A 25,727-nucleotide genomic window follows, 5' to 3' on the forward strand; every position below is an offset into this window, starting at 1 on the left:
TGGATGTTCGATTTCTGGCGCTCCAGGCCTCGCGGCCAGCATGAGATGATCGAGAATCCGGTGCCGAGCCGGCCCCTGGCGGCACGCCGGCGTCCGGCGCTGCCGGTGGAAGAGCTGAGTGAGCCCGTAGTGACCGGCCACTGGGACCTGTGGCTGGAGCTGGACAGCCGCGATCGCGTCATCGCCCGTGGCGGCAGCCAGGCTCACCGTCTGCTCCCGCCGGTTCCGGGCAATGGCGACCTGCCCGGGCTGGGTGACTATCTGGACCGGCGCGTTCCCGGTGGCATGCAGGTGTCCAGTCTGCGAGGCGGCGAGCGGCTCGACCTGGTTCTGCGCAGCACCGGTGACCTGCCGCTGGTGTGCCGCTTCCAGGCGGTCCTGCAGCCCAACGAGCATTGCCTGCTGCTGGGTACGGACATCTCCGACCTGAACTGGCAGTCCGACAGCCAGCAGCACAAGCTGCAATGCCTGAGTCTCAGCAAACTGCTGCTGGCGCGCCTGCGCCACAGTTCGCAACGCCGCCTCGGCGAGGCCGTCGGTGAAGTGCTGGAGGCGTTCTGCAGCAACTTCCACATGCGTAGCATGGCTCTGTTGCTGGAAGCGCCGGACCAGAGCCTGCGGGTCTTTGCCTGCTACGTACAGCCCGGTTTCGACAGCTTGCTGCGGGAAAACCTGGCCGTGCCCGGTGACGAGTTGCGCGCCGCCAGCGGCGCCTGCCTGCTAGGGGCGGACGACAGTCCGTCGGAGCTGCTGCGTACCCTGTGCTGCACCCAGCTCTACCTGATACCGGCCCCTGTGCGCGGTGGGCGGCTGGCCGGGTTGCTGGCCGAGCCGATGGAGCACGGCGGCAGCTGGCCAGGGCTGGCGCCGAGCGACTGGCAGTACCTGGCGGAGATCCTCACCAACCTCGTCCACGAGCGCACCGAACTGCACGGTCTGCGCGACAGCAGCCGGCGCCTGAATCTGCTGCAGGACATGGTGGGCGGCGGCTGGTGGCGCTTGCACGTCGACGAGGACCTGTTCGAACTGTCGCCGGCGGTGGCGGCGAGCCTGGGATTGCCCGCCGGGCAGCTGCAGCTGGCGTTGGCCGACCTGCTGAGCCAGCTGCACCCCGCCGACGCCGATGAACTCAGCCTGCGCCTGCGTAACCTGCAACCGGGCGGGCGGCTGGTCCAGGACCTGCGTCTGCGTGGTGCGGCTTCCACACAGACGCGTCGCTGGCTGCGCCTGCAGGGCCGGCGGCAGGCGCGCGCCGGCGACCAGCTGATGGACGGCGTGCTACTGGACATCAGCGAAGGCAAGTTGCAGGAAGAACAGGCGCTGGCCGCCCACGCCCGTTTGCGTAACCTGATCGACAGCGCACCGGTGGTGATCTACGTGCAGCGCGTGGAGGAGGGGCACCTGATCCCCGAGTTCTACAGCGAGAGCGCCGGCAACCTGCTTGGCCTCGACCTGCAGGGCCAGAACTGGCAGGCGCTGGCCGAGCGGGTGCATCCCGAAGACCTGGAGACTTTTCTCGACCGTGGCCGCGAGCTGCTGCGCGAAGGCCGCGTGCGCACCGAGTACCGCCTGTGCGACAGCGCTGGAGAGTGGCACTGGCTGTACGACGAGGCGAAGCTGCTGCGCGATATCCAGGGCATCCCGCAGGAGGCCGTCGGCCTATGGCTCGATGTCACCGAGCAGCACCTGGCCGCACTGCAGATCGCCGAGAGCGAGGAGCGCTATCGCGTGCTGGTCGAGGACTCCCCGGCACTGATCTGCCGCTATGACCCCGGCCTGCAGCTGACCTTCATCAACCACACCTTTGCCCAGGTGCTGGATGAACCGGTGGACGCGCTGCTCGGCCGGCGGCTCGACGAGTGGCTCTCGGAGCAGGACTGCAGTGCCCTGCGCGCGCGCCTGGTGGGCGGCGGCAAGGGGGCGGTGGACGATTCCTGGGAGCTGCGTTTCTGCCTCCCCGGCCAGCGCAACCTCTGGCTGATCTGGTCGGACCGGCCGTTGCTGGACGCCGAGGGGCGGTTGGTGGAAATCCAGGCCGTGGGCCGCGACAACACCGCCGTCCGCCACGCCCAGCAGCAACTGGCTCAGGGCGCGAAAATGGCCAGTCTGGGCGAGATGGTCAGCGGCATGGCGCATGAGATGAAGCAGCCGCTGCACGTCATGCGCATGTCCCTTTACAACGCCCGGCAGAAACTGGGCGAGCCCGAATACCTGAAGGAAAAGCTCGAGCGTGCGGACGCGCAGATCGACCGGCTCTCGCGGGTGATCAGTCACATGGGCGTGTTCAGCCGCAAGTCGGAGCTGGAGGCCGCGCCGTTCGATCCCTACGACGCCTGCGAAGGCGCCGTTGCCTTGCTGGGCGAAAGCCTCACGCAGCAGGGCATCACCCTGGAGTGCCGGCCGCCGGCGCAACGGGTGGTGGTGCGTGGCTATGCCGACCAGCTGGAGCAGGTGCTGATCAACCTGCTGGCCAACGCCCGTGACGCGCTGCTGGGGCGTGGAGAAGAGGGCGCGCGCTGGGTCGGCGTGTCGCAGGAGCCCTGCACGGACCCCGGCTGGGTGGAGCTGCATGTGCGCGACAACGCTGGCGGCATCGACCCGGCGGTGATCGAGCGCATCTTCGAGGCCTTCTTCACCACCAAGCCCATTGGCAAGGGTACAGGGCTGGGGCTGTCGGTGAGCCACGACCTGATCCGCAACATGGGCGGCAGCCTGTCTGTGGATAACTTCAAGGGCGGCGCGCGTTTCGTCATCCGCCTGCCGAGGCAGGCCATTACGGTTTGAGCGTCCGGAAATGAAAAACGCCTGCGGATGCAGGCGTTTTTCGTGGAGCGCGGCGCTGGATCAGCCGATGAAGCGCGAGGACAGCCAGAACAGGCCGGCCGACAGCGCGATCGACACGGGCAGGGTCAGCACCCAGGCCATGAGGATGTTGCGGATCGTGCTGCCCTGCAGGCCGCTGCGGTTCGCCACCATGGTGCCCGCTACGCCCGAGGACAGCACGTGGGTCGTGGACACCGGCAGGCTGTAGATGTTGGCCATGCCGATGGCGGCGGTCGCGGTGAGCTGGGCGGCGATGCCCTGGGCATAGGTCATGCCCTGCTTGCCGATCTTCTCGCCGACGGTGAGCACCACGCGCTTCCAGCCGACCATGGTGCCGATGCCCAGGGCCAGGGCCACCGCGATGATCACCCAGAAGGGCGCGTATTCGGTGGTGCTGGTCAGGTCCTTGCGCAGCTTCTCGAGGTCCGCCTTCTCGCGGGACGGCAGCTCGGACAGCTTGCCGACCTTCTTCGCGGTGTCGTCCAGGCACAGTAGGTAGCGGCGCACCTGGACGCGCTCGTCGTCGTTCAGGTCGTTGTAGCTGGAGACGCCGTGCAGGTCGCTCAGCAGGCCCTTGAGGGTCGCTTCGGTCTGCTTCGGCTCGCAGCGGTACAGGTCGGGCATGTCCACTTCGCCGGCCTTGCCCAGTGCGAGCATCTCGCCGAGGGTGTCGGAGTGGCGGTTGTAGAACTGCTGCAGGTGGATGGCGGCGTCGCGGGTGCGCTCGATCTGGTAGGTGGTGCTGTTCAGGTCGAGGACGAACTTCGCCGGGACGATGCCGATCAGCACCAGCATGATCAGGCCGATACCTTTCTGGCCGTCGTTGGAGCCGTGCACGAAGCTCACGGTCATGGCCGAGATCACCAGCACCAGGCGGTTCCAGAACGGCGGGTGCTTCTTCTCGTCGACGTCGCGGCGGGTTTCCGGGGTCTTGTGCATCTTCGACAGCGGATACAGCCACTTCAGGCCGATCAGCAGGGCGCCGGCGACGATGAAGCCGGCCAGCGGCGAGAAGATCAGCGACAGGCCGATGTCGATGGCCTTGCCCCAGTTGATCCCGTCGGCCACCGGTACGCCATTGATCAGGGCGTTCGCCAGGCCCACGCCGAGGATCGAGCCGATCAGGGTGTGCGAGCTGGAGGCCGGGATGCCGAAGTACCAGGTGCCCAGGTTCCAGGTGATGGCGGCGGCCAGCAGCGAGAACACCATGGCCAGACCGTGGCCGGTGTTCACGTTGATCAGCAGCTCCACCGGCAGCAGGTGGACGATCGCGTAGGCAACGCCGACACCACCGAGCAATACGCCGAGGAAGTTGAAGATGCCGGAGAGGATCACCGCGCGGTACGGGGACATGGCCTTGGTGTAGATGACCGTGGCCACCGCGTTAGCGGTGTCGTGGAAGCCGTTGATGAACTCGAACGCCAGGACGAATGTGAGTGCCAGCACCAGGCTGATACCCACCCAGAGATCGAGTCCGCTGAAGAGATCGAACATGAAAATTCTATGACCGGTCGGAGACGGGGCGGCGATTATGCCAGAAGCTTGGAGCACCGTATTTAGCCTGAAACGGTTTCTCCAATTTGCGCGACGCCTCGTCGCACGGCGCTTTCAGGCAGTGTGGAAAAAGTTTGCAATGCTTCCACGCGGGCCGCCGGCCCATCGGATGAGTGTTTGCAGGCCAACTGGCAGGCTCCCCCACGGAGCGCTGCTCGCCCATCGCATCAAGACTTTCCCACAAAAGATTCGGGCGGGTCTTTCAGCCTGGGGTCGTACCTGCGATTTAAACGGAAGCCGCTTCCTGATCCTTTTTCTGTCGTTCTTCTTCGATTCTTTCCAGTTCCCGGTCGAAGGCCCTGTCCTGCACGCTGGGTCGCTTGCGCCAGGGTTTCTTGCCGGGTTCGGGCTGGGCGGCATAAAGGGTCACTTCGCCGCCCTGTTCATCCTTGAAACGTTGCTCCTGGCGCTCCAGTTCCGCGCGCAGTTCGTCTTTGGTCACGATCATTCCTGATGACTGAAAGCTGATGACTAAAAGCTGATGATTTGAAGAGGGTGACTGGCAGCTGATGACGATGGGCCGTTCGCTGGCTGTCGACGTCCCGCCTGGGCGACGCCCTGGAAGTGTAGACGCTCAGCTTGCACTGGCGTGCCGGCTGCACAAACGGCGCGGATTATAACCTTTCGCGGGGGGAGGCCGGACGGGGATCGCCGACGGACGGTTTCAGCCCGCTGCTGGCGCGGGCTGAACTCACCTCAGCCGGTGCGGCTGAGGCTCAGTTCACCGATCTTTTCCAGGCGGGCGCGGACGATGTTGCGGCTGATGCCCAGCAAGCGGCCGGTCTGCAGCTGGTTGCCATGGCAGAAGTGGTAGGCGGTGCGGAACAGCACTTCCTCGACGTGCTCGTAGAGGTCGGGCTTGTTGCTTTCGAACAGCTCCAGCAGCGCCTGCTCCAGGGTGGCCTCGACGCGGGGAGCCAGGGCGTGGGGGAAGGTTTCGTGGCGCAGCGAGTCGTGGCGAGGCGCGGACGGCAGCTCGGCGAGCTGCAGGTCGCCCGGCTGCACCTGCTGGTTGCGGCACACCAGCAGAGCGTGGTGGATGGCGTTCTCCAGTTCGCGGATGTTGCCCGGCCAGGTGTGCCCCAGCAGCTTGCGCTCGGCCTCGGGGCTCAGGGCCGCGCGGTTGTAGCCCAGGCGCTGGCAGTGCTCTTCCAGGAAAAATTCGGCGAGCGGCAGGATGTCGCCGGGGCGCTCGCGCAGCGGGGGCAGGCGGATGGTGGCGACGTGCAGGCGGTAGAACAGGTCTTCGCGGAAGTGCCCGGCCACCACCGCGTCGGCCAGGTTGACGTTGGTGGCGGCGACCACCCGCACGTTGATCGGCACCGGTGTGCGCGAGCCGAGGCGCACGACTTCGCGCTCCTGCAGCACGCGCAGCAATTTCACCTGCATGTTCAACGGCAGGTCGCCGATTTCGTCAAGGAACAGGGTGCCGCCATTGGCAGCCTCGAACCAGCCGGCCTTGCTGCTGGTGGCACCGGTATAGGCGCCTTTTTCGTGGCCGAAAAGCTCGCTTTCCACCAGCGTCTCGGAGAACGCGCCGCAGTTCACCGCCACGAAGGGCGCGCCACTGCGGCGGCTGAGCTTGTGGATATGCCGCGCGACCAGCTCCTTGCCGGTACCGGTCTCGCCGATGATCAATGCGTTGGCCTCGCTAGGAGCCAGGCGCTCGATACGGTTGAGCAGATCCTGCGAGCGCGGGTCCTTGAACACCAGCACCGTGGCGCGGACCGACTTGGTTTGCTCGCGGGCATTGGGAAGGGTCAACAGCGACATGGCAGGTTCCTGGTGTACCGAATGGGTGGCAGCGCCATACTGCGGTATTTTTGATATTTCAAAAAATTATCAATTCGAATTTATATATAACTATTTTTATTTTTCGCCTCGCGCAAGCCATCACGGGCCGGGCGGGACGAAGTGCAGCATCGTGGCGCAGCCCTCGCGAATGCTGGGCTGCGAGCTACGCTCAGAGTGGCAATTCCATCCTGGGAGACCACTCCATGACCACCGTTCGGATTCCGCTGCTCGTCCTGGCTCTGCTTTTTTCGGCGCAAGGCTTTGCCGCTACCGCCGCGCAGACCGCGCAGCAGGAGAAGATGAAAACCTGTAACGCCGACGCCACCACCAAGGCGCTCAAGGGTGATGAGCGCAAGGCGTTCATGAGCACCTGCCTGAAGGCGGGCGGGGGCGAAACCAAGGCGACGACGGCGCAGCAGGAAAAGATGAAGACCTGCAATGCCGATGCGACGAAGAAGGCGCTCAAGGGTGATGAACGCAAGGCGTTCATGAGCACCTGTCTGAAGAAGTGAGGATGGAGCGCGGCAGGGCCGCGCGGGAAACGAAAAAGGGCAGCCGTGGCTGCCCTTTTCATTGGGTCTTTTTCACCGGTCCGCCATTACAGGCCCGAGAAGACCAGCCAGGCCGCGGCCAGGGCGTAGAGGACGATCACCGCATCCATGCGCAGCGCAGGCGGGAGTCGCCGCACGAGGTTCATTTCTTGGCCACCGCGGACCAGAAGCCCTGGGCATTACGGAAGGGCTGGCGGGCCATCTGTTCGGGACGGGTGATGCCGTCGGCACGCAGGGCGTTGACGAGGGCGGAAAAGGACTTGGCGCTGTAGCTCATGATCGGGCTCCCGATGCTTTCTCTCCTTGGGGTGGAGCTATGAAAACACCCGGGCCACTATCGACGGAAATGGATCGTCTTAAGGGTGACCATCGATGAAATTGATGGAAGGCCAGGTCAGTTCCAGCTGGCTCCTGAAATGCCGCGCCTCGCCGGTGACCGGGTCGACGAACGCCAGTTGCCTGGCCAGCAGCTTCAGCGGCTTGTCGAAGTCTTCCGGCGGTCGCTCGCCGCGCGGCGGCAGCGTCGGGTAGAGCGGATCGAAGCACAGTGCCGCGCCCAGGCCCGACATGTGCACGCGCAACTGGTGACGTTTGCCCGACACCGGATGCAAGCCATAGCGCCACAGCTCGCCGCGCTGTTCCAGCACCTCGATGCGCGTTTCGCTGTTGGGCTCACCGTCCACTTCCTGCATACGGATGAAGGGATCGCCCTCGACCATTCGCGAGCGATGCACCAGCGGGAAATCCCGTTGTCGCAGCGCCGGGGCGATGGCTTCGTACATCTTGTGGATGCGCCGCTCGCGGAACAGCGCCTGGTAGGCATCGCGGTTGTCCGGGTTGGCGGAGAACAGCACCAGCCCGGCAGTGAGCCGGTCGATGCGGTGCAGCGGCACCAGCTGCGGGTTGTCCAGGCGCTTGCTGAGGCGGGCGAGGAGGGTTTCCTCGACGTACTGGCCCGCAGGCGTCACCGGCAGGAAGTGAGGCTTGTCCGCCACCACCAGGTGATCGTCGGCATACAGGATGCGTTCCTGGAAGGGGATCGGTGTTTCCTGCGGCACTTCGCGGAAGTAGTGGATGCGCAGTGCTTCGTGGTAGGGATGCTCGGGGCCGACGGGTTGGCCGTCGTTGTCCAGCACCTTGCCGCGCGCCATGCGGTCCAGCCAGGTGTCGCGGCTGATCGCCGGGAAGCGCGCGCACAGGCAGTCGAGCACCGTCGTCCAGGGGCCGGCGGGCAGGTGCAGGATGCTGGCGCGTTGCTGGGCGGTGGAGAAGCGAGAGCTGGACATGCGGGCAGGCGACCGGGTTCGACAGGCTGCGCATTAGGCCGCAGCGGCGTGGCGGCCGTCAAAGCCGCCACGACTTCCGGTCTTTTTATGGGCCGTCCTCAGGCGGGGATCGGGTTGATCTCCACGGTGATGTGCGCCAGCTCTTCGTGGATCTGCAGGCGCTGGCGCACCAGCTCGGGCGTCAGGTTGCCGCTGCTGGCGAGGCTGAGGATGCAGGCGTAGCGCGACTTGCCCACGCGCCACAGGTGCAGGTCGGTGATGCGCGCCGGATTGGGCAGCTCGGCGACCACCTCGCGGATTTCCTCCACCACCGGGTCGTTCATCTCCGCATCCAGCAGCACCCGGCCACTCTGCTTGAGCAGGCCGACCGACCAGACGGCCACCAGCACGGCGCCGACCATGCCCATTATCGGGTCGAGCCAGGCGGCACCCCAGATCAGGCCGCCGATCAGGGCGATGATCGCGGCCACCGAGGTGGCGGCGTCGGCCAGCACGTGGAGGTAGGCGGCGCGCAGGTTCAGGTCGTGACCATGGTCGTGATGGTCATGGCCGTGGTGGTGGTCATGTCCATGAGGGTGATCGTGGCCATGGTGGTGCTCGCCGCGCAGCAGCCAGGCGCAGGCCAGGTTCACCAGCAGACCGATGACCGCGATGGCGATGGCCTGCTGGTAATGGATCGGCGAAGGGGAGAGCAGCCGGGCGACGGACTCGAACATCATCAGCGCCGCCACGCCCAGCAACAGGATGGCGCTGGTGTAGCTGGCGAGAATCTCGATCTTGAAGGTACCGAAGGCGAAGCGCGCGTCGCCCTTGAAGCGCCGCGCCGCCACGTAGGCGAAGAACGCCAGCCCCAGCGCCAGGGCGTGAGAACTCATGTGCCAGCCGTCGGCGAGCAGCGCCATGGAGTTGAAGATCCAGCCGCCGGCGATCTCCACCACCATCATCACGACGGTAAGCAGCGCGGCGCGCAGGGTGTTGCGTTCGGCCAGGGGATTGCCTTCGTGGAACTGGTGGTCGTGGCGACCGTCTTGCGGGTGGGCGGCGTGCTGCATGATGATGGTCCACAGGATCAGTCTGGATACTATACCCCAGTATACCTTTGGAGTTTTGACGTGGGACATACCATCAAGGACCAGAAGAAGCTGCTGACCCGGGTGCGGCGCATCAAGGGCCAGAGCGAAGCATTGGAACGGGCGCTGGAGGCGGGTAGCGAATGTGCGGCGATCCTGCAGCAGATCGCCGCCATCCGTGGCGCGGTGAACGGCCTGATGGCCGAGGTGCTCGAAGGCCACCTGCGCGACCACCTGGGTGCCGAGGACCGTACCGCGGCGCAGCGCCACGAGGACCTCGAACAGGTCATGGGCGTGCTGCGCTCCTATTTGAAATAGGGCCGCCGCCGCGGTGTTTGAAGTAGAGCAGCCGAAGCTGCTCCATCAGTTGGACAGCCGCACCGCCAGCTCGTCGGCTTCTTCGGTCCAGTCCGAATCCTGCTGCAGCGCCTCGCGCAGGAACTGCGACTGGGCGGCGTTCCAGAACGGCGCGTCCGGCAGTTTCTGGCCCTCGGCGAGGCGGTGGCTGCCGAGGAAGGTATCGATGTCCTTGCGCCCGTCGGGCAGGCCCAGTTGCTTGAACAGGGCGCTCAGGCTGTGCTGGCTGGTATCCATGACGATCTCCTGGGTTGAAGTGGAGCGCGCCGCCACGGCGCGCAGCAATGGAACAACTATAGGAGCATCGGCCGGCGAGCAAGGTTCGGATTGGCAATCGGGGCGGAAATAGATAGCCTGCTTTCAATCGTCCCCGCACACGCTCCGCCACCCACCGTCAGGCCCGTCCATGAGCTCGTCCGAGCAGCGAACTGCCTCCGTCACCCTGCGCATCCTCGCGACCGTCTTCTTTACCTTCGTCCTCTTCCTGAGCATCGGCCTGCTGCTGCCGGTGCTGCCCGGCTTCGTCCACGAAGGCCTGGGCTACTCGACGGTGATCGCCGGCGTGGTGATCGGCCTGCAGTACATCGCCACCCTGCTGTCCCGCCCGCTGGCGGGCTACGTGGCCGACAGCTACGGAGCCAAGCGCGCCGTGCTCTACGGCCTGGGTGTTCTGGGCGCCGGCGGTGTGCTGGTGCTGGCGTCCACCAGCTTCGAGTCCGTGACCTGGCTGAGCCTGACCTTGCTGCTCGGCAGCCGTCTGCTCTTCGGCCTGGCGCAGGGGTTGCTGGGAATTGGTACGGCGAGCTGGGGTATTGCGCTGGTGGGCACGCAGAACACCGCCAAGGTGATTTCCTGGAACGGTATCGTTAGCTACGGCGGCATCGCCATCGGGGCACCGCTGGGAGTCACCATGTCGGCCTCGCTGGGCCTGTGGAGCCTGGGGGTGAGTATCCTGGTACTCACCGCGATGGGCTGGCTGGCAGCCCGAAGTCGGGAGGAGGTGCCGACTATTCCGGGCGTGCGCATGGCCTTCCATGCCGTGCTCGGCCGCGTGCTGCCCTACGGTATGTGCGTGATGCTCGGCTCCATCGGCTTCGGCACCCTGGCGACCTTCATCACCCTCTATTACGGCAGTCAGGGCTGGGCAAACCCGGCCTGGTGCCTGACGGCCTTCGGCGTCTGCTTCGTCGGCGCGCGGCTGATCTTCTCTGGCATGGTCAATCGCTTCGGCGGTTTCGCCGTCGCGGTGGTCTGCCTGGGTGTTGAGGTCTTCGGCCTGCTGCTGCTCTGGCAGGCGCCGGGGCCGGGTTTTGCGCTGCTGGGCGCGGCGCTCACCGGTTGCGGCCTGTCGCTGGTCTATCCGTCGCTGGGCGTCGAGGCGGTGTTGCGCATCCCGGCCAGCAGTCGCAGTGCGGGGCTGGGTGCCTACGCGCTGTTCTTCGACCTGGCGATGGGTATCGCCGGCCCGCTGATGGGGCTGGTTGCCGCCCGACATGGCTATGCGTCGATCTTCCTGGTTGCCGCCGGGCTGGCGCTCTGCGGCTTCGTCATTTGCTTCGGCCTGCTGCGCTTCACCCGGCAGCAGCACGAGGAGTTGCCCAGGGATTGAGCTGAGCGGGGTTTCACACCGGCGGAAACGCCTTGAAGGCGTCCAGCGCTTCGGCCTGTTCTGCCCAGTCGCGCACCGCCGGGTAGCTGTCCGCCGGAATGTCTTCGGAGTGCAGCAGCTGCACGAAGGTCCAGGCCACGGCGATGCTCAGCCCGGCCTGGTCCAGCGGCGCGCCGGCGTCCAGCGACATCTCGCGCAGTTCGCTTTCCAGTTGCGCCAGGGCCGCGTGCAGTTGCTGGTCGACGCGCTCCTGCCAGGTGTCCAGTTGCTTGTCCTGCGGGCGCTGCTGCTCGTAGTAGCGCTGCACCGCCTTTTCCATGACCGCCAGGGCCAGGCCCAGCAGGCGTGTGGCGCGCATCCGCGCGGCCGGCTCGGCGGGCATCAGGCTGCGCCCGGCCAGGTGTTCGAAGCAGTCGATAATCAGGGTGGAATCCATCAGCACCTGGCCGTCGCCCAGTACCAGACTCGGCGCCTTCACCACCGGGTTGATGCCGCGGAACTCCTCGTAGGTACGGAACACCGACAGCGACTGATGGCTGAATTCGATGCCGAGCAGACGCAGGGTAATGGCGACGCGGCGCACGTAGGGCGAGTCGAGCATGCCGATCAGGTGCGGAAGCTTCTGTTGCATGGGTGCATCCTGTTAGTAGAAATTGCATCGTGGCTAGCGCGGTTGTCCGCGCGCTGGCCATGAATCTAGCGGCTTTGGTCGCTGGTAAATAGCGACGATTAGTGACCAATTAGGTTAGGAAAGCTTACATGAGCGCATTGCCACCGCTCTCCGCCCTGCGCAGTTTCGAGGCCGTTGCCCGGCTCGGCAGCGTGACCCTCGCCGCCAGCGAACTGCACGTCACACATTCGGCCATCAGCCAGCAGGTGCGCCAGCTGGAAAGCCTGCTGGGCGTCACCCTGCTGCAGCGCGAGGGGCGGGGATTGCGCCTGAGCGAGGAGGGCCGCCTGTATGCCCTGCAGATTCGTGGCGCGCTGCGCGATATCGCCGAGGCTACCCGCCTGGCGAAGGCGCGTCCGGGCGAGGATGAGCTGGTGGTGGCGCTCACTCCGTCCTTCGGCCAGAAGTGGCTGCTGCCGCGCCTGCCGGGCTTCCGCGCATCTTATCCACAGTACCGCCTGCGCCTGCTGGCCAGCCTGGAAGTGATGGACCTGCGCCAGGGCCTGGCCGACGTGGCGATCCGCATCGGCCAGGGACACTGGGAAGGGTTGGCGCAGGAATACCTGTTCGAGGATGAGGTGGTGGTCGTCGCTGCGCCGGACTTCAACGGCGGGCAGTTGCCCGGCAGCCCGGAAGAGATCCTCCGCTGCCCGCGCATTACCGGCTTCGAATCCTGGCTGGGCTGGTGCCAGGCGGCTGGCGTGGCGGTGCCGCAGGAAGCGGCGGAGTTCGTGGTGAATGACTCCAACCTGAGCATCGAGGCGGTGCGCATGGGGCAGGGAGTCGGTCTGGAGCGGCGTAGCCTGGTGGCCGGCGCGCTGGAAAGCGGCGAGTTGGTGGCGCTCAGCGATCTGCGCGTACCGTACGGCTTCCCCTACTGGCTGGTGTGGCCCGAGCGCGAGGCAACCCAGGCCAAGGTGGCAGCATTTGCCGGGTGGCTCTCGGGGGAAGTCGGGCGTTACCTGAAAGCGATCGAGTGAGGTGGGCGGATAGGAGCGGACTTTGTCCGCGATAGGCCCGCTTCGCGCCGGACACCATCGCGGACGGAGTCCGCGCCTGCGAAGGTCATGCCGCTAGAGCGTCCTCAGGTAAGCCACCAGGTCTGCCTTCTCTTCCTGATTCAGCTTGCGCTCCAGTACCAGATTGAAGAATTCCACAGTGTCGTCCAGCGTCAGCAGGCGATCGTCATGCAGGTACGGCGGCGAGTCCTTGATGCCGCGCAGAGGGAAAGTCTTGATCGGCCCGTCACCCACCGCCATCACGCCGTTGTCCTCCCTGGGCTTGAAGAAGCGCTCGGTCTTGAGGTTATGCATCAGGTTGTCGGTGAAGTAGGGCGGGGTGTGGCAGCCGGCGCAGGCGGCCTTGCCGTAGAACAGCTTCTCGCCGCGCAGTTCCTGCTCGCTGGCCTTGCCCGGAATCAGCTTGCCCTCCACGTCCAGCTTGGGCGCCGGCGGGAAGTCCAGCAGTGCCTGGAACTCACCCATGAAATGTACCTGGCTGCCACGATCGAGGATGTTCACCCCCTTCTTGGTGGCGATCACCGGGTCGCCGTCGAAGTAGGCGGCGCGCTGCTCGAACTCGGTGAAATCCTCCACCGTCTTCAGAGCCCGCTGCGAGCCGAACAGCCGCTGTACGTTCACCCCGCGCAGTGACGGCGTATCGATGCGGTGGCGGAACGCCTGCGGCCGCGCGTCTCCAGCCAGGTGCGTGGCGGCGTTGGTGTGGCCGTTGGCGTGGCAGTCGAAACAGGCCACGCCCCGGCTGGGCAACGCGCTGCGGCGATCATCGGTCTGGTTGAACTGCTGCTGGGCGAAGGGCGTGAGCAGCAGGCGGAGACCTTCGAGCTGTTTCGGGTTGAGGATGCCGGCGAAGGTCTCGTAGTAGTTGAACAGGGTGATCTGCTTGCCCTTGGATACGTCACCCAGGTCCGGCCGGGTGGTCAGGTAGATCGGCGCTGGGAATTCCGGGAGAAAGTGGTCGGGCAGGTCGAAGTCCAGGTCGAAGCGGGTCAGGTCGCGTTTTTCCTGCTGGTTGATCTCCTCGATGAGGAAGTGCGGGAAGACCATCCCACCCTCGGGATGGTTGGGATGCGGCAGCGGCAGGAAGCCGCCGGGGAACAGTCCCTTCTCGCGGATTTCATCGGGTGAGCGTTTCGCCAGGTCGTCCCAACTGGTGCCTTCGGGAAGCTTCACCCGTACGCCTTCCTGCACCGGCTTTCCGCGCGACATGGTCGCGCCCTTGGCCGGCTTGTCGGCGAGGTCGTAGCGTTGTTCGAGCAGGCTCTTGTGGGCTTGCGCGATCTTCGGTTTCTCCGCCGTCATGCGCTTCATCACGCTGGCGAAATCGTCGGTCTGAGTCGGGGCGTAACTGGACGGGAGTTTCTCTTCGGCGCCCGCCGCCCCGCTGTGCAGGGCCATGGCCATCGACAGGGCGATCAGGCTCCGTCGGTTCCGTACTGGCGTGTTCATCAGCCTTCCTCTTCTTCGTTGTTGTCGCGGAAAGTCACGGCGTACATCGCAGGCACAGGCCTAGGTCAGGGCTCTGGCGCCAGCAAATAGGCGTGGCCTATGGCGTCGATTGAGGAATACTGTCGGAAATCCGGATGGGCGGTCGCAGCGGGCGTGGCCAGGGAGCTCGCGGATGCTGGCCCCTGGCTGCCTATAGACGTGCGGGTTTCAGGCAAGCGATGCGCTTAGCGCAAATCGATCCGGGGCCGGCGGGTGCCGGCCCGGTTGGCCTCAGAAGACCTCGTCGATGTAGTGGAACGGATAGTCCGGGCTCTTGTACTTGCCGATCCTGCCGCGCTTGGGCAGCTTCACTTCTTCGCGCGGGATTTCCTTGTACGGCACGTGCTTGAGGATGTGCTTGATGACGTTCAGGCGCACGCGCTTCTTGTCCTCGGACGGTGCCACGATCCAGGGTGCCCAGGGCGAGTCGGTAGCGGCGAACATCAGGTCGCGGGCGCGGGTGTATTCGTCCCACTTGGTAAAGGACTTCACGTCCATCGGCGACAGCTTCCAGATCTTGCGGCCGTCGGTGATGCGGTCCCTCAGGCGGCGTTCCTGCTCCTCGGGGCTGACCTCCAGCCAGAACTTCAGCACGATGATCCCCGACTCGGTGAGCATGCGCTCGAACATCGGGGTCACGGCGAGGAACTTGTCGGCCTGCTCTTCGGTACAGAAGCCCATCACCCGCTCGACGCCGGCGCGGTTGTACCAGCTGCGATCGAAGATCACCACCTCGCCGGCTGAGGGCAGGTGCTTGATGTAGCGCTGGGCGTAGAGCTGCGACTTCTCGCGCTCGGTGGGCGTGGGCAGCGCCACCACCCGGAATACTCGCGGGCTGACGCGCTCGGTGAGCGCCTTGATGGTGCCGCCCTTGCCGGCACCGTCGCGACCTTCGAAAACGATGCAGACCTTCAGACCCTTGTGCACCACCCATTCCTGCAGCTTGACCAGTTCCACGGACAGCTTGCGCAGGTGTTCCTCGTACTCGCTGTTCTTCATCTTGCCTTGCGGTTCTACAGCCTGACTCTTGGCTTTGCTCTTCTTGCCCATCTTGGTCTCCATGTCGGGGCGTCGGGGTGCCACTCCAGAGCATAGCGGTGGATTGCCATCGAGCATCTGCGAAAGCGACCCGATGCGCGTCGGACTTTGCTGTGAGCTGATCGGAAAGATCACTCAGCACGGCGGCGGGGGAGCCGATCCCCCACCGGGACGTTCACGACCACACTGACGCGCTTTTCATTCGCGTGCGCAGGAGTGCGCCGCTTCATCCCGCAACGGACCCCTCTGACTCATGCGCTGGAAAACCATTCGCAAGACCGGCCAGCGTGCGCTGGCCGCCACCCTGTTCCCCCTCCTGCACTGGCGCTGGTCGCGCTGTATCCAGCGCATGCCGGTGCTGTCGGAGCCCTACCGGAATGGCTTGCCGCCCGCCCAGAAGCACTGGCGAAAGTACCTGTGCCGTCACTGGAGCGTCCGGCGCCGGCTCGCTGCGCTGCTGGAGCACTATTCGCAGGTGGATTGCCTGCCCTGCGTCTGGAGAGACAGGTTGCTGGCCTTGGGGCCGGTGCATCTGAGCCAGGTCCCCCTGAAAAGCGGCGATGTGCTGGACGTGCTGCTGGAACCCTCGGACTTCTGCCGTGAGGGAGAGCTGGGTCTGTACCTGCGCAATGGTGCCGGCGAGCGCCTGTACTCGCTGAGTTTCACCCTCGGGAAGAATGACCAGCTGCTGATCGGTGGGCTACAGGGGCCTCGCACGACGATGGATGAAGGCACCGTCAAATGGCTGGGCAAGGAAATGTTCGGCCTGCGTCCCAAGAGCCTCCTGCTCACCGCTCTTTACACGCTGGGCGAGCAGATGGGCGGCCGCCAGTTGCTGGGCATCAGTGACTCCGCACACACCTGTTCGCACAAGCTCAAGTCCAGCTACGACGCCTTCTGGCGAGAGTCCCAGGCCAACCGCCACGGCCGCTACTGGTACCGCCTGCCTGCGCGCGAACCGGTGCGCGACATCGCTGAGGTGAAGAGCCAGCGGCGCAGCGAGTTTCGCCGCCGCGAAGCCCTTCGCGAGGAGATCGCCTGCTCCATCCGCAAAGTCTGGGAGCAGGGTGCCGTCGCCGCCTGATCGGCGCTGCAAAAAACTGCCCTGCCCGCCCGCTTTTTTGGTGAAATGCCCCTCATCCCCGGCGGGCGCTCCCAGTTGCCCGCTCCGCACCAGGAGACACGATGAGCGAGCAGCGATTGACCCCCGGCCTGATGGTGATCCACGGCAACCATCCGGAAGCGCTGCGCGACCTGCTGGTGCAGTGGATGAGCCTGCACCCGCTGGCACCGCTGGAGAACGAAGTCATCCTGGTGCAGAGTAACGGCATCGCCCAGTGGCTGAAGCTGGCGCTGGGGCGCGACGTGGAAGAGGGCGGCTGCGGTGTCACTGCCGCACTGGACGTGCAACTGCCCGCGCAATTCCTCTGGCGCGCCTATCGGGGAGCGCTGGGCCGCGATGAAATCCCCGAAGTGTCGGTGCTCGACAAGGGCCCGCTGACCTGGCGCCTGATGCGCCTCCTGCCGACGTTGCTGGAACGCGACGAGTTCGCCACCCTGCAACGCTTCCTCGCCGACGACGCCGACCTGCGCAAGCGCCACCAACTGGCCGAGCGCCTGGCCGACCTGTTCGACCAGTATCAGGTCTACCGTGCCGACTGGCTGGAGGACTGGAGCCGAGGTGTCGATCAGCTGCGCCTGGCCAATGGCACAGTACGCGAGCTGGAGGCCGACAACCGCTGGCAGGCCGCCCTGTGGCGCGCGCTGCTCGACGATGTCGGCCACGAAGGCCTGGCCACCAGCCGGGCCGGCGTACACGGGCGCTTCATCGAGAAGCTGAAGGGCGCCGACACCCTGCTGCCCAACCTGCCGCGCCGCGTGGTGGTGTTCGGCATCTCCGCCATGCCTGCGCAGACGGTGGAAGCCCTCGCCGTGCTGGCGCGCCACGCCCAGGTGCTGCTCTGCGTACACAACCCGTGCCGCCACCACTGGGCCGACATCGTTGCCGACAAGGACCTGCTGCGCCACGAATACCGTCGCCAGCGCCGCCGCGCTGGCACACCGGAGCTGCTCAGCGACGACCAGCAGCACCAGTACGCCCAGCCGCTGCTGGCCGCCTGGGGCAAGCAGGGCCGCGACTACATCAACCTGCTCGACCAGTACGACGATCCGGAAAGCTACCGCGCGCGTCTGGGGGCAGTGAGCAACGGGCGCATCGACCTGTTCAGCGAAGTGGAGCCGGGCAGCCTGCTCGGCCAGTTGCAGGACGACATCCTCGAACTGCGGCCGATCAACGAGACCCGCGAACACTGGCCCGCGGTCGACCCGCAGGCCGACGACTCGGTGCGTTTCCACGTCGCCCACAGCGCCCAGCGCGAAGTGGAAATCCTCCACGACCAACTGCTCGCGCGCTTCGACGCCGACCCCACGCTGCGCCCGCGCGACGTGATCGTCATGGTCCCGGACATCAACCCCTACGCACCGCACATCGAAGCCGTGTTCGGCCAGATCGCCCGCGACGACAAACGCTTCATCCCCTACACCCTGGCCGACCAGGGACAGCGCGGCCGCGAGCCGCTGCTGGTGGCGCTGGAGCACCTGCTACGGCTGCCTGACAGCCGTTTCGCGGTGAGTGAAATCCTCGACCTGCTGGACGTCGCCGCCGTGCGCGCGCGCTTCGGCCTGGCCGACGCCGACCTGCCGCTGCTGCGCCGCTGGATCGATGGCGCCGGTGTGCGCTGGGGCCTCGACGGCCAGCAGCGCGAACGTCTCGGCCTGCCCGCCGCCGCCGAGGCCAACAGCTGGCGCTTCGGCCTGCGGCGCATGCTGCTGGGCTTCGCGGTGGGTGAGGGCGATGCCTTCCAGGGCATCCAGCCGTACGCGGAAATCGGCGGCCTCGACGCCGCCGCCCTCGGCCCGCTGGCCGGGCTGCTCGGCGCGCTGGAAAAGGCCTGCGAACTGCTTGCCGAGGAAGCTGACCCGACCACCTGGGTGCAACGCCTGCGCAGTCTGCTGGAAGACTTCTTCCGGGTCACCGACGACCACGACGAACTGCTCCGCCAGCAACTGCTGGACCTGCTTGAAGGCTGGCTGGAAACCTGCGGCCACGCCGGCTTCAACGATCCGCTGCCGCTCTCTGTGGTGCGCGAGGCCTGGCTCAGCGGGCTGGATGCCGGCGGCCTGAACCAGCGCTTCCTCGCTGGCGCGGTGAGCTTCTGCACCCTGATGCCGATGCGCGCGATTCCCTTCCAGCTGGTCTGCCTGCTGGGCATGAACGACGGTGACTATCCGCGCCCGCAGTCGCCGCTGGACTTCGACCTGATGCGCAACGACTACCGTCCCGGCGACCGTTCGCGTCGCGAGGACGACCGCTATCTGCTGCTCGAAGCCCTGCTTTCCGCGCGCCGCCAGCTCTACGTCAGCTGGGTTGGGCGGAGCATCCGCGATAACAGCGAGCGCCCGCCGTCCGTGCTGGTCGGCCAGTTGCGCGACCACCTCGCTGCCGGCTGGCACGGCGCCAACGACAGCGACCTGCTGCACGGACTGACCCTGGAGCACCCTCTGCAACCCTTCAGCCGCGCCTATTTCGACGCGCCCTCGGTGCAGGGCATCGACGGCCTCTATACCTACGCCCGCGAGTGGCGCGATGTGCACCGCGAGCACGAGGGCGAGGCGAACGACGCGCCGCTGTCGCCGCCGGTGCTCGACGCCCCCATCGGCCTGCGCGTGGTTTCGGACTTCCTCGCCAACCCGGTCGGCGCCTTCTTCCTGCAGCGCCTCAAGGTGCGCTTCGGCGAGGAGCAACTGACCGGCCAGGACGAGGAACCCTTCGAGCTGAACGGACTGGATATCTGGCAACTGCAGTTCGAACTCTGCGAGCGCCTGCGCCCGTGGGTGGAGCAGCACTGGCAGGAAGATCAACTGGCGGCGCAACTGACCGCCCAGGTCGAGCGCCTGCGCCGCGAAGGCCGGCTGCCGCTGGCGGCCTTCGGTGACTTCTCCGCCCAGGCGCTGGTGGCACCGTTGCACGACCTGCTGGCGCGCTACCGCGAACAGCTGGAGCACTGGTCGCAGGTGGAAGACGAACAGCGCGAGTTCAACCACGAACATGCCGGCATCCACCTGACTGACTGGCTTGGCGGCCTGCGCCGCAACGCCGGTGGCCAGCTCGCCAGCCTGCAACTGGTCAGCGGCAAGCTGCATGAAGGCAAGGGCTACAAATGGCACGGGCTGGTGCGCCCGTGGGTACGCCACCTCGCGTTGCAGCTGTGCGGCGAACCGGTCACCAGCGTGCTCGTCGGTTTGACCGGCACCCTGGAATTCCCGCCGCTGCCGGTGCAGGAAGCCCGCGCTGAACTGGATGCACTGCTGGAGGCCTGGTTCCAGGGCATGAGCCGCCCGCTGCCGGTCGCCTGCAAGGCGGCTTTCGCCTGGCTGGCCGCCGGGGATGACGAAGAGCGTGCCGCCCGCGAAGCTGCCAAGCGCTACGACGGCGGCTTCAACCTGAGCGGCGAGGCGGCGTCCTCCGCGGCGCTGGCGCGGGTCTATCCGGACTTCGCCGCGCTCAACGCCAGCGAGGAATTCGCTGCATGGGCGGAGAAACTGTACGGGCCACTGTTCGCGATTCTGCAGCGCAAGGAGGCCGAACAATGAGCGCCGTCGAGCTCAACCCTCTTGAGTTCCCGCTGCATGGCAGCCGGCTGATCGAAGCGAGCGCCGGCACCGGCAAGACCTTCACCATCGCCTTGCTCTACGTGCGTTTGGTGCTCGATCACGGCGGCGAGCAGGCCGCCTTCGGCCGGCCATTGAGCCCGCCGGAAATCCTCGTGGTGACCTTCACCGAAGCCGCGACCCAGGAACTGCGCGAGCGTATCCGCGCGCGCCTGGGCGAAGCCGCGCGCTGCTTCGCCGAGCCTGAGCAGAAGCACGACAGCCTGCTGGTGAAGCTGCGCGACAGCTACGCCGCCGAGCGCTGGCCCGGCTGTGCGCGTCTGCTGCGGCTGGCCGCCGAATGGATGGACGAAGCCGCCGTCTCCACCATCCACAGCTGGTGCTACCGCATGCTGCGCGAGCACGCCTTCGACAGCGGCAGCCTGTTCACCCAGGACCTTGCCGCGGACCAGAGCGAACTGCTCGCCGAGGCCGTGCGCGACTACTGGCGACGCAACTTCTACCCGCTGGGCGTGGCGGCGGCCAATGCCGTGCGCCATTGCTACGCGGGCCCCGAAGCGCTGGCCCGCGCCCTGCAACCGCTGCTGGCGGCGCAGGAGGCCGGCTTCCGCTACGCCGATCAGCCATTGACGGCTCCGGTTTCGCTGAGTGAGCTGCTGGAAGCCACCGGGCAGTTCTACGACGAACTCGCCGCCGCCGAAACCCGCGCCCGAGAAGCCTGGGCGGCGGATCGCTCAGGCGTCGCCGAATTACTGCGCAACCTGCGCGGCGACCTCAACGGCAACAGCTATCGCGGCAAGGATGACGACGCCGTGTTTGCCGGCTGGATCGAAGCGCTGGATGCCTGGAGCGAAGGCGCCGATGCGCCGGAGAATCTTGCCAAGTTCGGCCAGACGCGGATCAAGGTGAAAGCCAAGGCCGCGGTGCCGGAGCACCCCGCGCTGCTGGCCATCGATGCCTGGGTCGAGCGTACCGAGCAGCGCCCGGAGATCGCCCCGCAACTGCTGCTGCACGCCCTGGGCGAAGTACGGCACAACCTCGAAGTGGAAAAACAGAAGCGCGCCGAACTGGGCTTCGACGACCTGCTGGTGCGCCTCGACCGCGCATTGGCCGGCAGCGGCGGCGAACGCCTGGCCGAACGCATCCGCGAGCAGTTCCCCATCGCGCTGATCGACGAATTCCAGGACACCGACCCGCTGCAGTACCGCATCTTCGAGCGCGTCTACCGCATCGGCGAGAACCCGAGGAGCCTCGGACTGTTCATGATCGGCGACCCCAAGCAGGCGATCTACGCCTTCCGTGGCGCCGACATCCACACCTACCTGCGCGCCCGTGCCGCCACCGCCGGGCGGCACTACACGCTGGGCACCAACTACCGCTCCACGCTGGCCATGGTGAAGGCGGCCAACCGCTGCTTCCTGTTCGCCGAAGGCCACCCGCGCGGTGCCTTCCGCTTCGCGGTGGAAGGCCAGGAAAACCCGGTGCCGTTCCTCAATGTCGACGCGCGAGGCCGTGACGAGACGCTGCTGCTTGAAGGCAGCGAAACGCCGGCCATGACCTTCTGGCAACTGGACAACGACGGCCAGGTCTGCGGCTCCACGCTGTACCGCCAGCAGATGGCCGAGCGCAGCGCGAGTGCCATCCAGCGCTGGCTGAGCTCCGCGCAGAGCGGTTTCCGCGACGCCGATGGCCAATGGCGCGCCTTGCGCCCGGCGGATATCGCCATCCTCGTGCGCGGTCGCAGCGAAGCCGAAGCCGTGCGCGGCGAGTTGGCCAAACGCCGGCTCGCCAGCGTCTACCTGTCCGACCGCGATTCGGTATTCGACAGTCCCGAAGCCGTCGACCTGCTGCACTGGCTGCGCGCCTGCGCCGATCCTGGTGACGATGGTGCCCTGCGCATCGCCCTGGCGACCCGCAGCCTGGCGCTGGACTGGGCGACCCTGGAGCGGCTGAACCAGGACGAACGCTTCTGGGAGGAGATGGTGCTGCGCTTCCGCGACTACCGCATGCTCTGGCAGCAGCAGGGCGTGCTGCCGATGCTGCGCCGCCTGCTCGCCGACTTCGCTTTGCCGGCGCGCCTGCTGCGCGAGACCGACGGCGAACGCAGCCTCACCAACCTGCTGCACCTGGCCGAGTGGCTGCAGCGCGAGGCCGTGGAGCTGGATGGCGAGCATGCGCTGCTGCGGGTACTTGCCGAGCAGCTGGAGAGCCCGTCCAGCGAGGAAATTCTCCGCCTGGAGAGCGACGCCGATCTGATCAAGGTGGTGACCATCCACAAGTCCAAGGGCCTGGAATACCCGCTGGTACTGCTGCCCTTCATCTGCACCTGGCGCGAGCTGGACGGCAAGAGCGGCACGCCGCCGAGCTTCCAGTCCGGCGAGTCGCGAGTAGTCGAACTGTCCCGCGACAAGGAGCTGGCCAAGGCCGCGTTCCAGCTGGCCAACGACGAGCGCCTGAGCGAGGACATGCGCCTGCTCTACGTGGCCCTGACCCGTGCGCGCCACGCCGTGTGGCTGGGCATGGCGCCGCTGGTGATGAGCAACAGTAAAAGCCCCGAACTGCACAAGGGCGCCATGGGCTACCTGCTCGGCGGCGGCAACGCGCTGAGCGTCGAGGACGTGACTGCGCGTCTGAGTGACTTGCAGGTTGATCACACGGAAATCGCCCTGGAACCCGCGCCGGAAGTCGGCACTGAGCTTTTCGTTGGCCTGCAGGCCGGCGAGCTGGGCGCGGCCCGCGAGCCGCGCCGCCGGGTGGCTGAGAAATGGTGGATCGCCAGCTATTCCGCGCTGGCGACGCTGGCCACCGAAGACGACAGTGAGATCGCTCCCGCACCGGCCGCCGACGAACCCATCAGCGCCGGCGAAGACCTGCTGCGCGAAAGCAGCCTGGAAGAACACCGCGAGCTGGAAGCTGTGCCCGCACCCTTCAGCCTGCACGCCTTCCCGCGCGGCGCGAATCCCGGCAGCTTCCTCCACGGCCTGCTGGAGTGGGCTGCCGACGAAGGCTTCAACGCCGACGAAGAACAGCTGCGCGACCAGATCGCCCGGCGCTGCGCCGTGCGCGGCTGGGAAGAGTGGATCGAGCCGCTCACCGGCTGGCTCGGGCAGTACCTGCGCACGGTCTTCCGCGTGCCTGATGCGGCACCGGTCAGCCTCGCCGGGCTGACTACCTTCCAGAAGGAAATGGAGTTCTGGTTCTCCACCCGCCATGTCGACAGCCAGCGCCTCGACGCCGCCGTGACTCGCCATACGCTCGGCGGCGTGGCACGACCGACACTGCAGGCGAACCTGCTCAACGGCATGCTCAAGGGCTTCATCGACCTGGTGTTCGAGCACGAAGGCCGCTACTACGTGGCCGACTACAAATCCAACTGGCTGGGTGCCGATGACGAAGCCTACACGCAAAGCGCGCTGCGCGAGGCACTGCTGGAGCACCGCTACGACCTGCAGTACGCGCTCTATCTGTTCGCCCTGCACCGGCTGCTGCAGGCGCGCCTGCCCGACTATGACTACGACCGCCATATCGGAGGCGCGATGTATCTGTTCCTGCGCGGCAGTTCCTCGGCGACCCAGGGCATGTACCTGGAGCGCCCGCCGAAGGCACTGATGGACGAGCTGGACCGCCTGTTCCGCGCGGAGGTGCCGGCATGAAGAGCACCGCCCAGATGCTTGAACTGATCGGTCGCTGGGCCGAGCGCGGCTGGCTGCGCGAGCTGGACCGCGCCTTCGCGATCTTCCTGGTCGAGCGCTCGCCCGACGCCAATCCGCTGCTGATCCTCGCCGCCGCGCTGGCCAGTCACCAGCTCGGTCGCGGGCACGTCTGCCTTGACCTGGAAGCGACCCTGGCCGACAGCCGTTTCGCCCTGTCCCTCCCGCCCGAAGGCGATTCGGCCAAGGACGCGCCGGAGCTGCCCGGTGTACTGCTGGACGGCTTCGACCTCAACGCCTGGCGTGCCGTGCTGAGTGATCCGCGACTGGTTGGCGACGGCCCCGGCGATACGCCGTTGGTGCTGTCCGGACGTCGTCTGTATCTGCGTCGCTACTGGCAGTACGAGCGCGAAGTGCGCACCGGGATCGACCAGCGCCTGCAGCAGGGCGATGCGTTGCGTGCCGGGTTACCCGCTGCCCAACTACGTCAGGCGCTGGATGCGCTGTTCCCGAAAAAAGCCGGCGCGCCGGCGGACTGGCAAAAACTCGCCTGCGCGCTGGTTGCCGGCAATGCCTTCGGCATCGTCACCGGCGGCCCCGGCACCGGCAAGACCACCACCGTGGTCAAGCTGCTCGCCCTGCTGCAAAGCCTGGCGCTGGGAGAGGGCGGGAGACCGCTGCGCATCCGCCTCGCCGCGCCCACCGGCAAGGCCGCCGCGCGCCTGAACGAATCCATCGCCGGTGCCGTGCAGCGCCTCGATCTCGCAGGGTTGGCCAATGGCGAAGCCGCGCGCGAGGCGATCCCGACGGAAGTCACCACGCTGCACCGCCTGCTCGGCAGCCGGCCGGACAGCCGCCAGTTCCGCCACCACGCCGGCAATCCGCTGGCGCTGGAGCTGCTGGTGGTGGACGAAGCCTCGATGGTCGACCTGGAAATGATGGCCTCGCTGCTCGCCGCGCTGCCGCCGCGCGCACGGCTGATCCTGCTCGGTGACAAGGACCAGCTGGCCTCGGTGGAAGCCGGCGCGGTGCTCGGCGAGCTGTGCAGCCGCGCCCGTGAAGGCCACTACCGCCCGGCCACCCGCGACTGGCTGGAAGCGGTGACCGGCGAATCCATTGACCCCAATCTGCTGGACACCTCCGGCAGCGACCTCGACCAAGCCGTGGCCATGCTCCGCCACAGCCACCGCTTCAGCGCCGACAGCGGCATCGGCCAGTTGGCCGAAGCGGTCAACGCCGGCGATATCCCGGCCCTGCGCCAGGTGTGGAAGGCGCAGCACGAGGACCTCGCCCGCATTGCCGTGGATGCCCAGGAAACCCGCAGCCTGCGTGACCTGGTGATCGATGGCGGGCGCGGTGGCGACCTGTTCGGCCCGGTCGGCTACGCCCACTACCTGCGCGTCGTCAGCGGTTCGCGCCCGGCGGACAACGCCGATCAGACCGCGCTGGATGGCTGGGCCAGGCAGGTGCTGGAAGCCCACGGCCAGTTCCAGTTGCTCTGCGCCTTGCGTCGCGGGCCCTGGGGTGTGGAGGGGTTGAACAGCCTGATCGGCGACCTGCTGCAACGCGAAGGTTTGATCCCTTCGGCGAACGGCTGGTTTGCCGGCCGCCCGGTGCTGGTCACCCGCAACGACTACGGCCTGGGCCTGATGAACGGCGACATCGGCATCACCCTGGCACTGCCGCAGGCGGCCGACGACGGCTCGGTGCGCTGGGTGGCGCGCGTGGCCTTCCCGGCGGGCGATGGCACCGACGCCATCCGCTGGATCCTGCCCAGCCGTCTGCAGGCGGTGGAAACCGTGTTCGCCATGACCGTGCACAAATCCCAGGGCTCAGAGTTCACCCACGCCGCGCTGCTGCTGCCCGACAGCCTCAACCCCATCCTCACCCGCGAGCTGGTCTACACCGGCATCACCCGCGCGCGCAAACGGTTCACCCTGGCCAGCGCCGGGCGCGGCTGGCAGGTGCTGGAGGCAGCGACGGAGCGGCGGGTGCAGCGGGCTAGCGGGTTGCTCGGCGGCTGACCGGAAAGTTGCAAACCCACTGGGAAACTCTCCGATGAATGGCGGCAGGTGAGCCGCTGGTGCTCTGTCCCGCCGCTTTGCCGGCCCCCCTTGCGGGCAAGAGGACTGGCCAGGCGTTCACCA

Annotated in this window: 19 protein-coding genes; 9 read left to right on the top strand and 10 right to left on the bottom strand. The window is 66.7% G+C overall.

The features are described 5' to 3' along the window. Window positions 1-3 precede the first annotated feature (3 nt). Window positions 4-2,784, top strand: coding sequence for a PAS domain-containing sensor histidine kinase (locus IB275_RS06070; RefSeq protein WP_192289895.1), 2,781 nt, complete (start codon window positions 4-6; stop codon window positions 2,782-2,784). 60 nt (window positions 2,785-2,844) lie between these two features. Here IB275_RS06070 and IB275_RS06075 read toward each other — a convergent pair whose 3' ends face one another. The 3 genes from IB275_RS06075 to IB275_RS06085 all read right to left on the bottom strand — a co-directional run bounded on the left by IB275_RS06075 (window position 2,845) and on the right by IB275_RS06085 (window position 6,150). Then, entirely contained in the window at window positions 2,845-4,317 is a 1,473-nt protein-coding gene (locus IB275_RS06075) for an inorganic phosphate transporter (protein WP_192289893.1), read from the bottom strand. Between the two features lie 286 nt (window positions 4,318-4,603). Next, window positions 4,604-4,819, bottom strand: coding sequence for a hypothetical protein (locus IB275_RS06080; RefSeq protein ID WP_192289891.1), 216 nt, complete (start codon window positions 4,817-4,819; stop codon window positions 4,604-4,606). Window positions 4,820-5,073: 254 nt separating this feature from the next. After that, window positions 5,074-6,150, bottom strand: a complete 1,077-nt coding sequence (locus IB275_RS06085) for a sigma-54 interaction domain-containing protein (protein WP_192289889.1) — start codon at window positions 6,148-6,150, stop codon at window positions 5,074-5,076. A 224-nt stretch (window positions 6,151-6,374) separates the two neighbouring features. Between IB275_RS06085 and IB275_RS06090 the strand changes: the two genes are divergently transcribed. After that, the gene (locus tag IB275_RS06090; protein WP_045209676.1) at window positions 6,375-6,683 is read left to right on the top strand and encodes a PsiF family protein; all 309 of its coding nucleotides are present in this window, start codon (window positions 6,375-6,377) and stop codon (window positions 6,681-6,683) included. A 181-nt stretch (window positions 6,684-6,864) separates the two neighbouring features. Here the strand turns inward: IB275_RS06090 and IB275_RS06095 are convergent, their stop codons facing one another. From IB275_RS06095 to dmeF, 3 genes are all read right to left on the bottom strand, one after another. After that, window positions 6,865-6,999: a hypothetical protein gene (locus IB275_RS06095; RefSeq protein WP_017519380.1), complete on the bottom strand. Its 135-nt coding sequence runs from the start codon at window positions 6,997-6,999 to the stop codon at window positions 6,865-6,867. A 79-nt stretch (window positions 7,000-7,078) separates the two neighbouring features. Beyond that, a complete protein-coding gene (locus tag IB275_RS06100) occupies window positions 7,079-8,008 on the bottom strand; it encodes a pseudouridine synthase (protein WP_192289887.1) in 930 nt (309 codons plus the stop codon). 98 nt (window positions 8,009-8,106) lie between these two features. Continuing rightward, window positions 8,107-9,060, bottom strand: a complete 954-nt coding sequence (gene dmeF / locus IB275_RS06105) for a CDF family Co(II)/Ni(II) efflux transporter DmeF (RefSeq protein ID WP_192289885.1) — start codon at window positions 9,058-9,060, stop codon at window positions 8,107-8,109. Window positions 9,061-9,120: 60 nt separating this feature from the next. Here dmeF and IB275_RS06110 point away from each other — a divergent pair, with 60 nt between their 5' ends. Further along, window positions 9,121-9,396 (top strand): metal/formaldehyde-sensitive transcriptional repressor, encoded by a 276-nt coding sequence (locus IB275_RS06110; RefSeq protein ID WP_024764116.1) that lies wholly within the window; start codon window positions 9,121-9,123, stop codon window positions 9,394-9,396. Window positions 9,397-9,441: 45 nt separating this feature from the next. Here IB275_RS06110 and IB275_RS06115 read toward each other — a convergent pair whose 3' ends face one another. Further along, entirely contained in the window at window positions 9,442-9,672 is a 231-nt protein-coding gene (locus tag IB275_RS06115; RefSeq protein ID WP_081517540.1) for a DUF2789 domain-containing protein, read from the bottom strand. Between the two features lie 169 nt (window positions 9,673-9,841). On the opposite strand from IB275_RS06115, the gene IB275_RS06120 reads away from it, so the two are divergent. Further along, window positions 9,842-11,044 (top strand): MFS transporter, encoded by a 1,203-nt coding sequence (locus IB275_RS06120; protein WP_192289883.1) that lies wholly within the window; start codon window positions 9,842-9,844, stop codon window positions 11,042-11,044. 13 nt (window positions 11,045-11,057) lie between these two features. Here the strand turns inward: IB275_RS06120 and IB275_RS06125 are convergent, their stop codons facing one another. Further along, the gene (locus IB275_RS06125; RefSeq protein WP_192289881.1) at window positions 11,058-11,675 is read right to left on the bottom strand and encodes a glutathione S-transferase family protein; all 618 of its coding nucleotides are present in this window, start codon (window positions 11,673-11,675) and stop codon (window positions 11,058-11,060) included. A 128-nt stretch (window positions 11,676-11,803) separates the two neighbouring features. On the opposite strand from IB275_RS06125, the gene IB275_RS06130 reads away from it, so the two are divergent. Further along, the gene (locus IB275_RS06130) at window positions 11,804-12,694 is read left to right on the top strand and encodes a LysR substrate-binding domain-containing protein (protein WP_192289879.1); all 891 of its coding nucleotides are present in this window, start codon (window positions 11,804-11,806) and stop codon (window positions 12,692-12,694) included. 93 nt (window positions 12,695-12,787) lie between these two features. Here IB275_RS06130 and IB275_RS06135 read toward each other — a convergent pair whose 3' ends face one another. Together IB275_RS06135 and ppk2 are read right to left on the bottom strand one after the other, a co-directional pair. Beyond that, complete coding sequence (locus IB275_RS06135; protein WP_192289877.1) at window positions 12,788-14,182, bottom strand: cytochrome B6; 1,395 nt, start codon at window positions 14,180-14,182, stop codon at window positions 12,788-12,790. Window positions 14,183-14,452: 270 nt separating this feature from the next. Next, on the bottom strand, window positions 14,453-15,271 hold the full coding sequence (gene ppk2 / locus IB275_RS06140; RefSeq protein WP_081518169.1) for a polyphosphate kinase 2: 819 nt from the start codon (window positions 15,269-15,271) through the stop codon (window positions 14,453-14,455). Between the two features lie 241 nt (window positions 15,272-15,512). Here ppk2 and IB275_RS06145 point away from each other — a divergent pair, with 241 nt between their 5' ends. The 4 genes from IB275_RS06145 to recD all read left to right on the top strand — a co-directional run bounded on the left by IB275_RS06145 (window position 15,513) and on the right by recD (window position 25,604). Further along, window positions 15,513-16,343, top strand: coding sequence for a VirK/YbjX family protein (locus IB275_RS06145; RefSeq protein ID WP_192289876.1), 831 nt, complete (start codon window positions 15,513-15,515; stop codon window positions 16,341-16,343). Window positions 16,344-16,444: 101 nt separating this feature from the next. Next, entirely contained in the window at window positions 16,445-19,912 is a 3,468-nt protein-coding gene (gene recC, locus IB275_RS06150) for an exodeoxyribonuclease V subunit gamma (protein ID WP_192289874.1), read from the top strand. After that, window positions 19,909-23,583: an exodeoxyribonuclease V subunit beta gene (gene recB, locus IB275_RS06155; RefSeq protein WP_192289872.1), complete on the top strand. Its 3,675-nt coding sequence runs from the start codon at window positions 19,909-19,911 to the stop codon at window positions 23,581-23,583. Before recC ends, recB begins: the two co-directional genes overlap by 4 nt. After that, complete coding sequence (gene recD / locus IB275_RS06160; protein WP_192289870.1) at window positions 23,580-25,604, top strand: exodeoxyribonuclease V subunit alpha; 2,025 nt, start codon at window positions 23,580-23,582, stop codon at window positions 25,602-25,604. The genes recB and recD overlap by 4 nt, the downstream gene beginning before the upstream one ends. Window positions 25,605-25,727 lie beyond the last annotated feature (123 nt).

This window comes from Pseudomonas sp. PDM21 (assembly GCF_014852505.2).
GTDB lineage: Bacteria > Pseudomonadota > Gammaproteobacteria > Pseudomonadales > Pseudomonadaceae > Pseudomonas.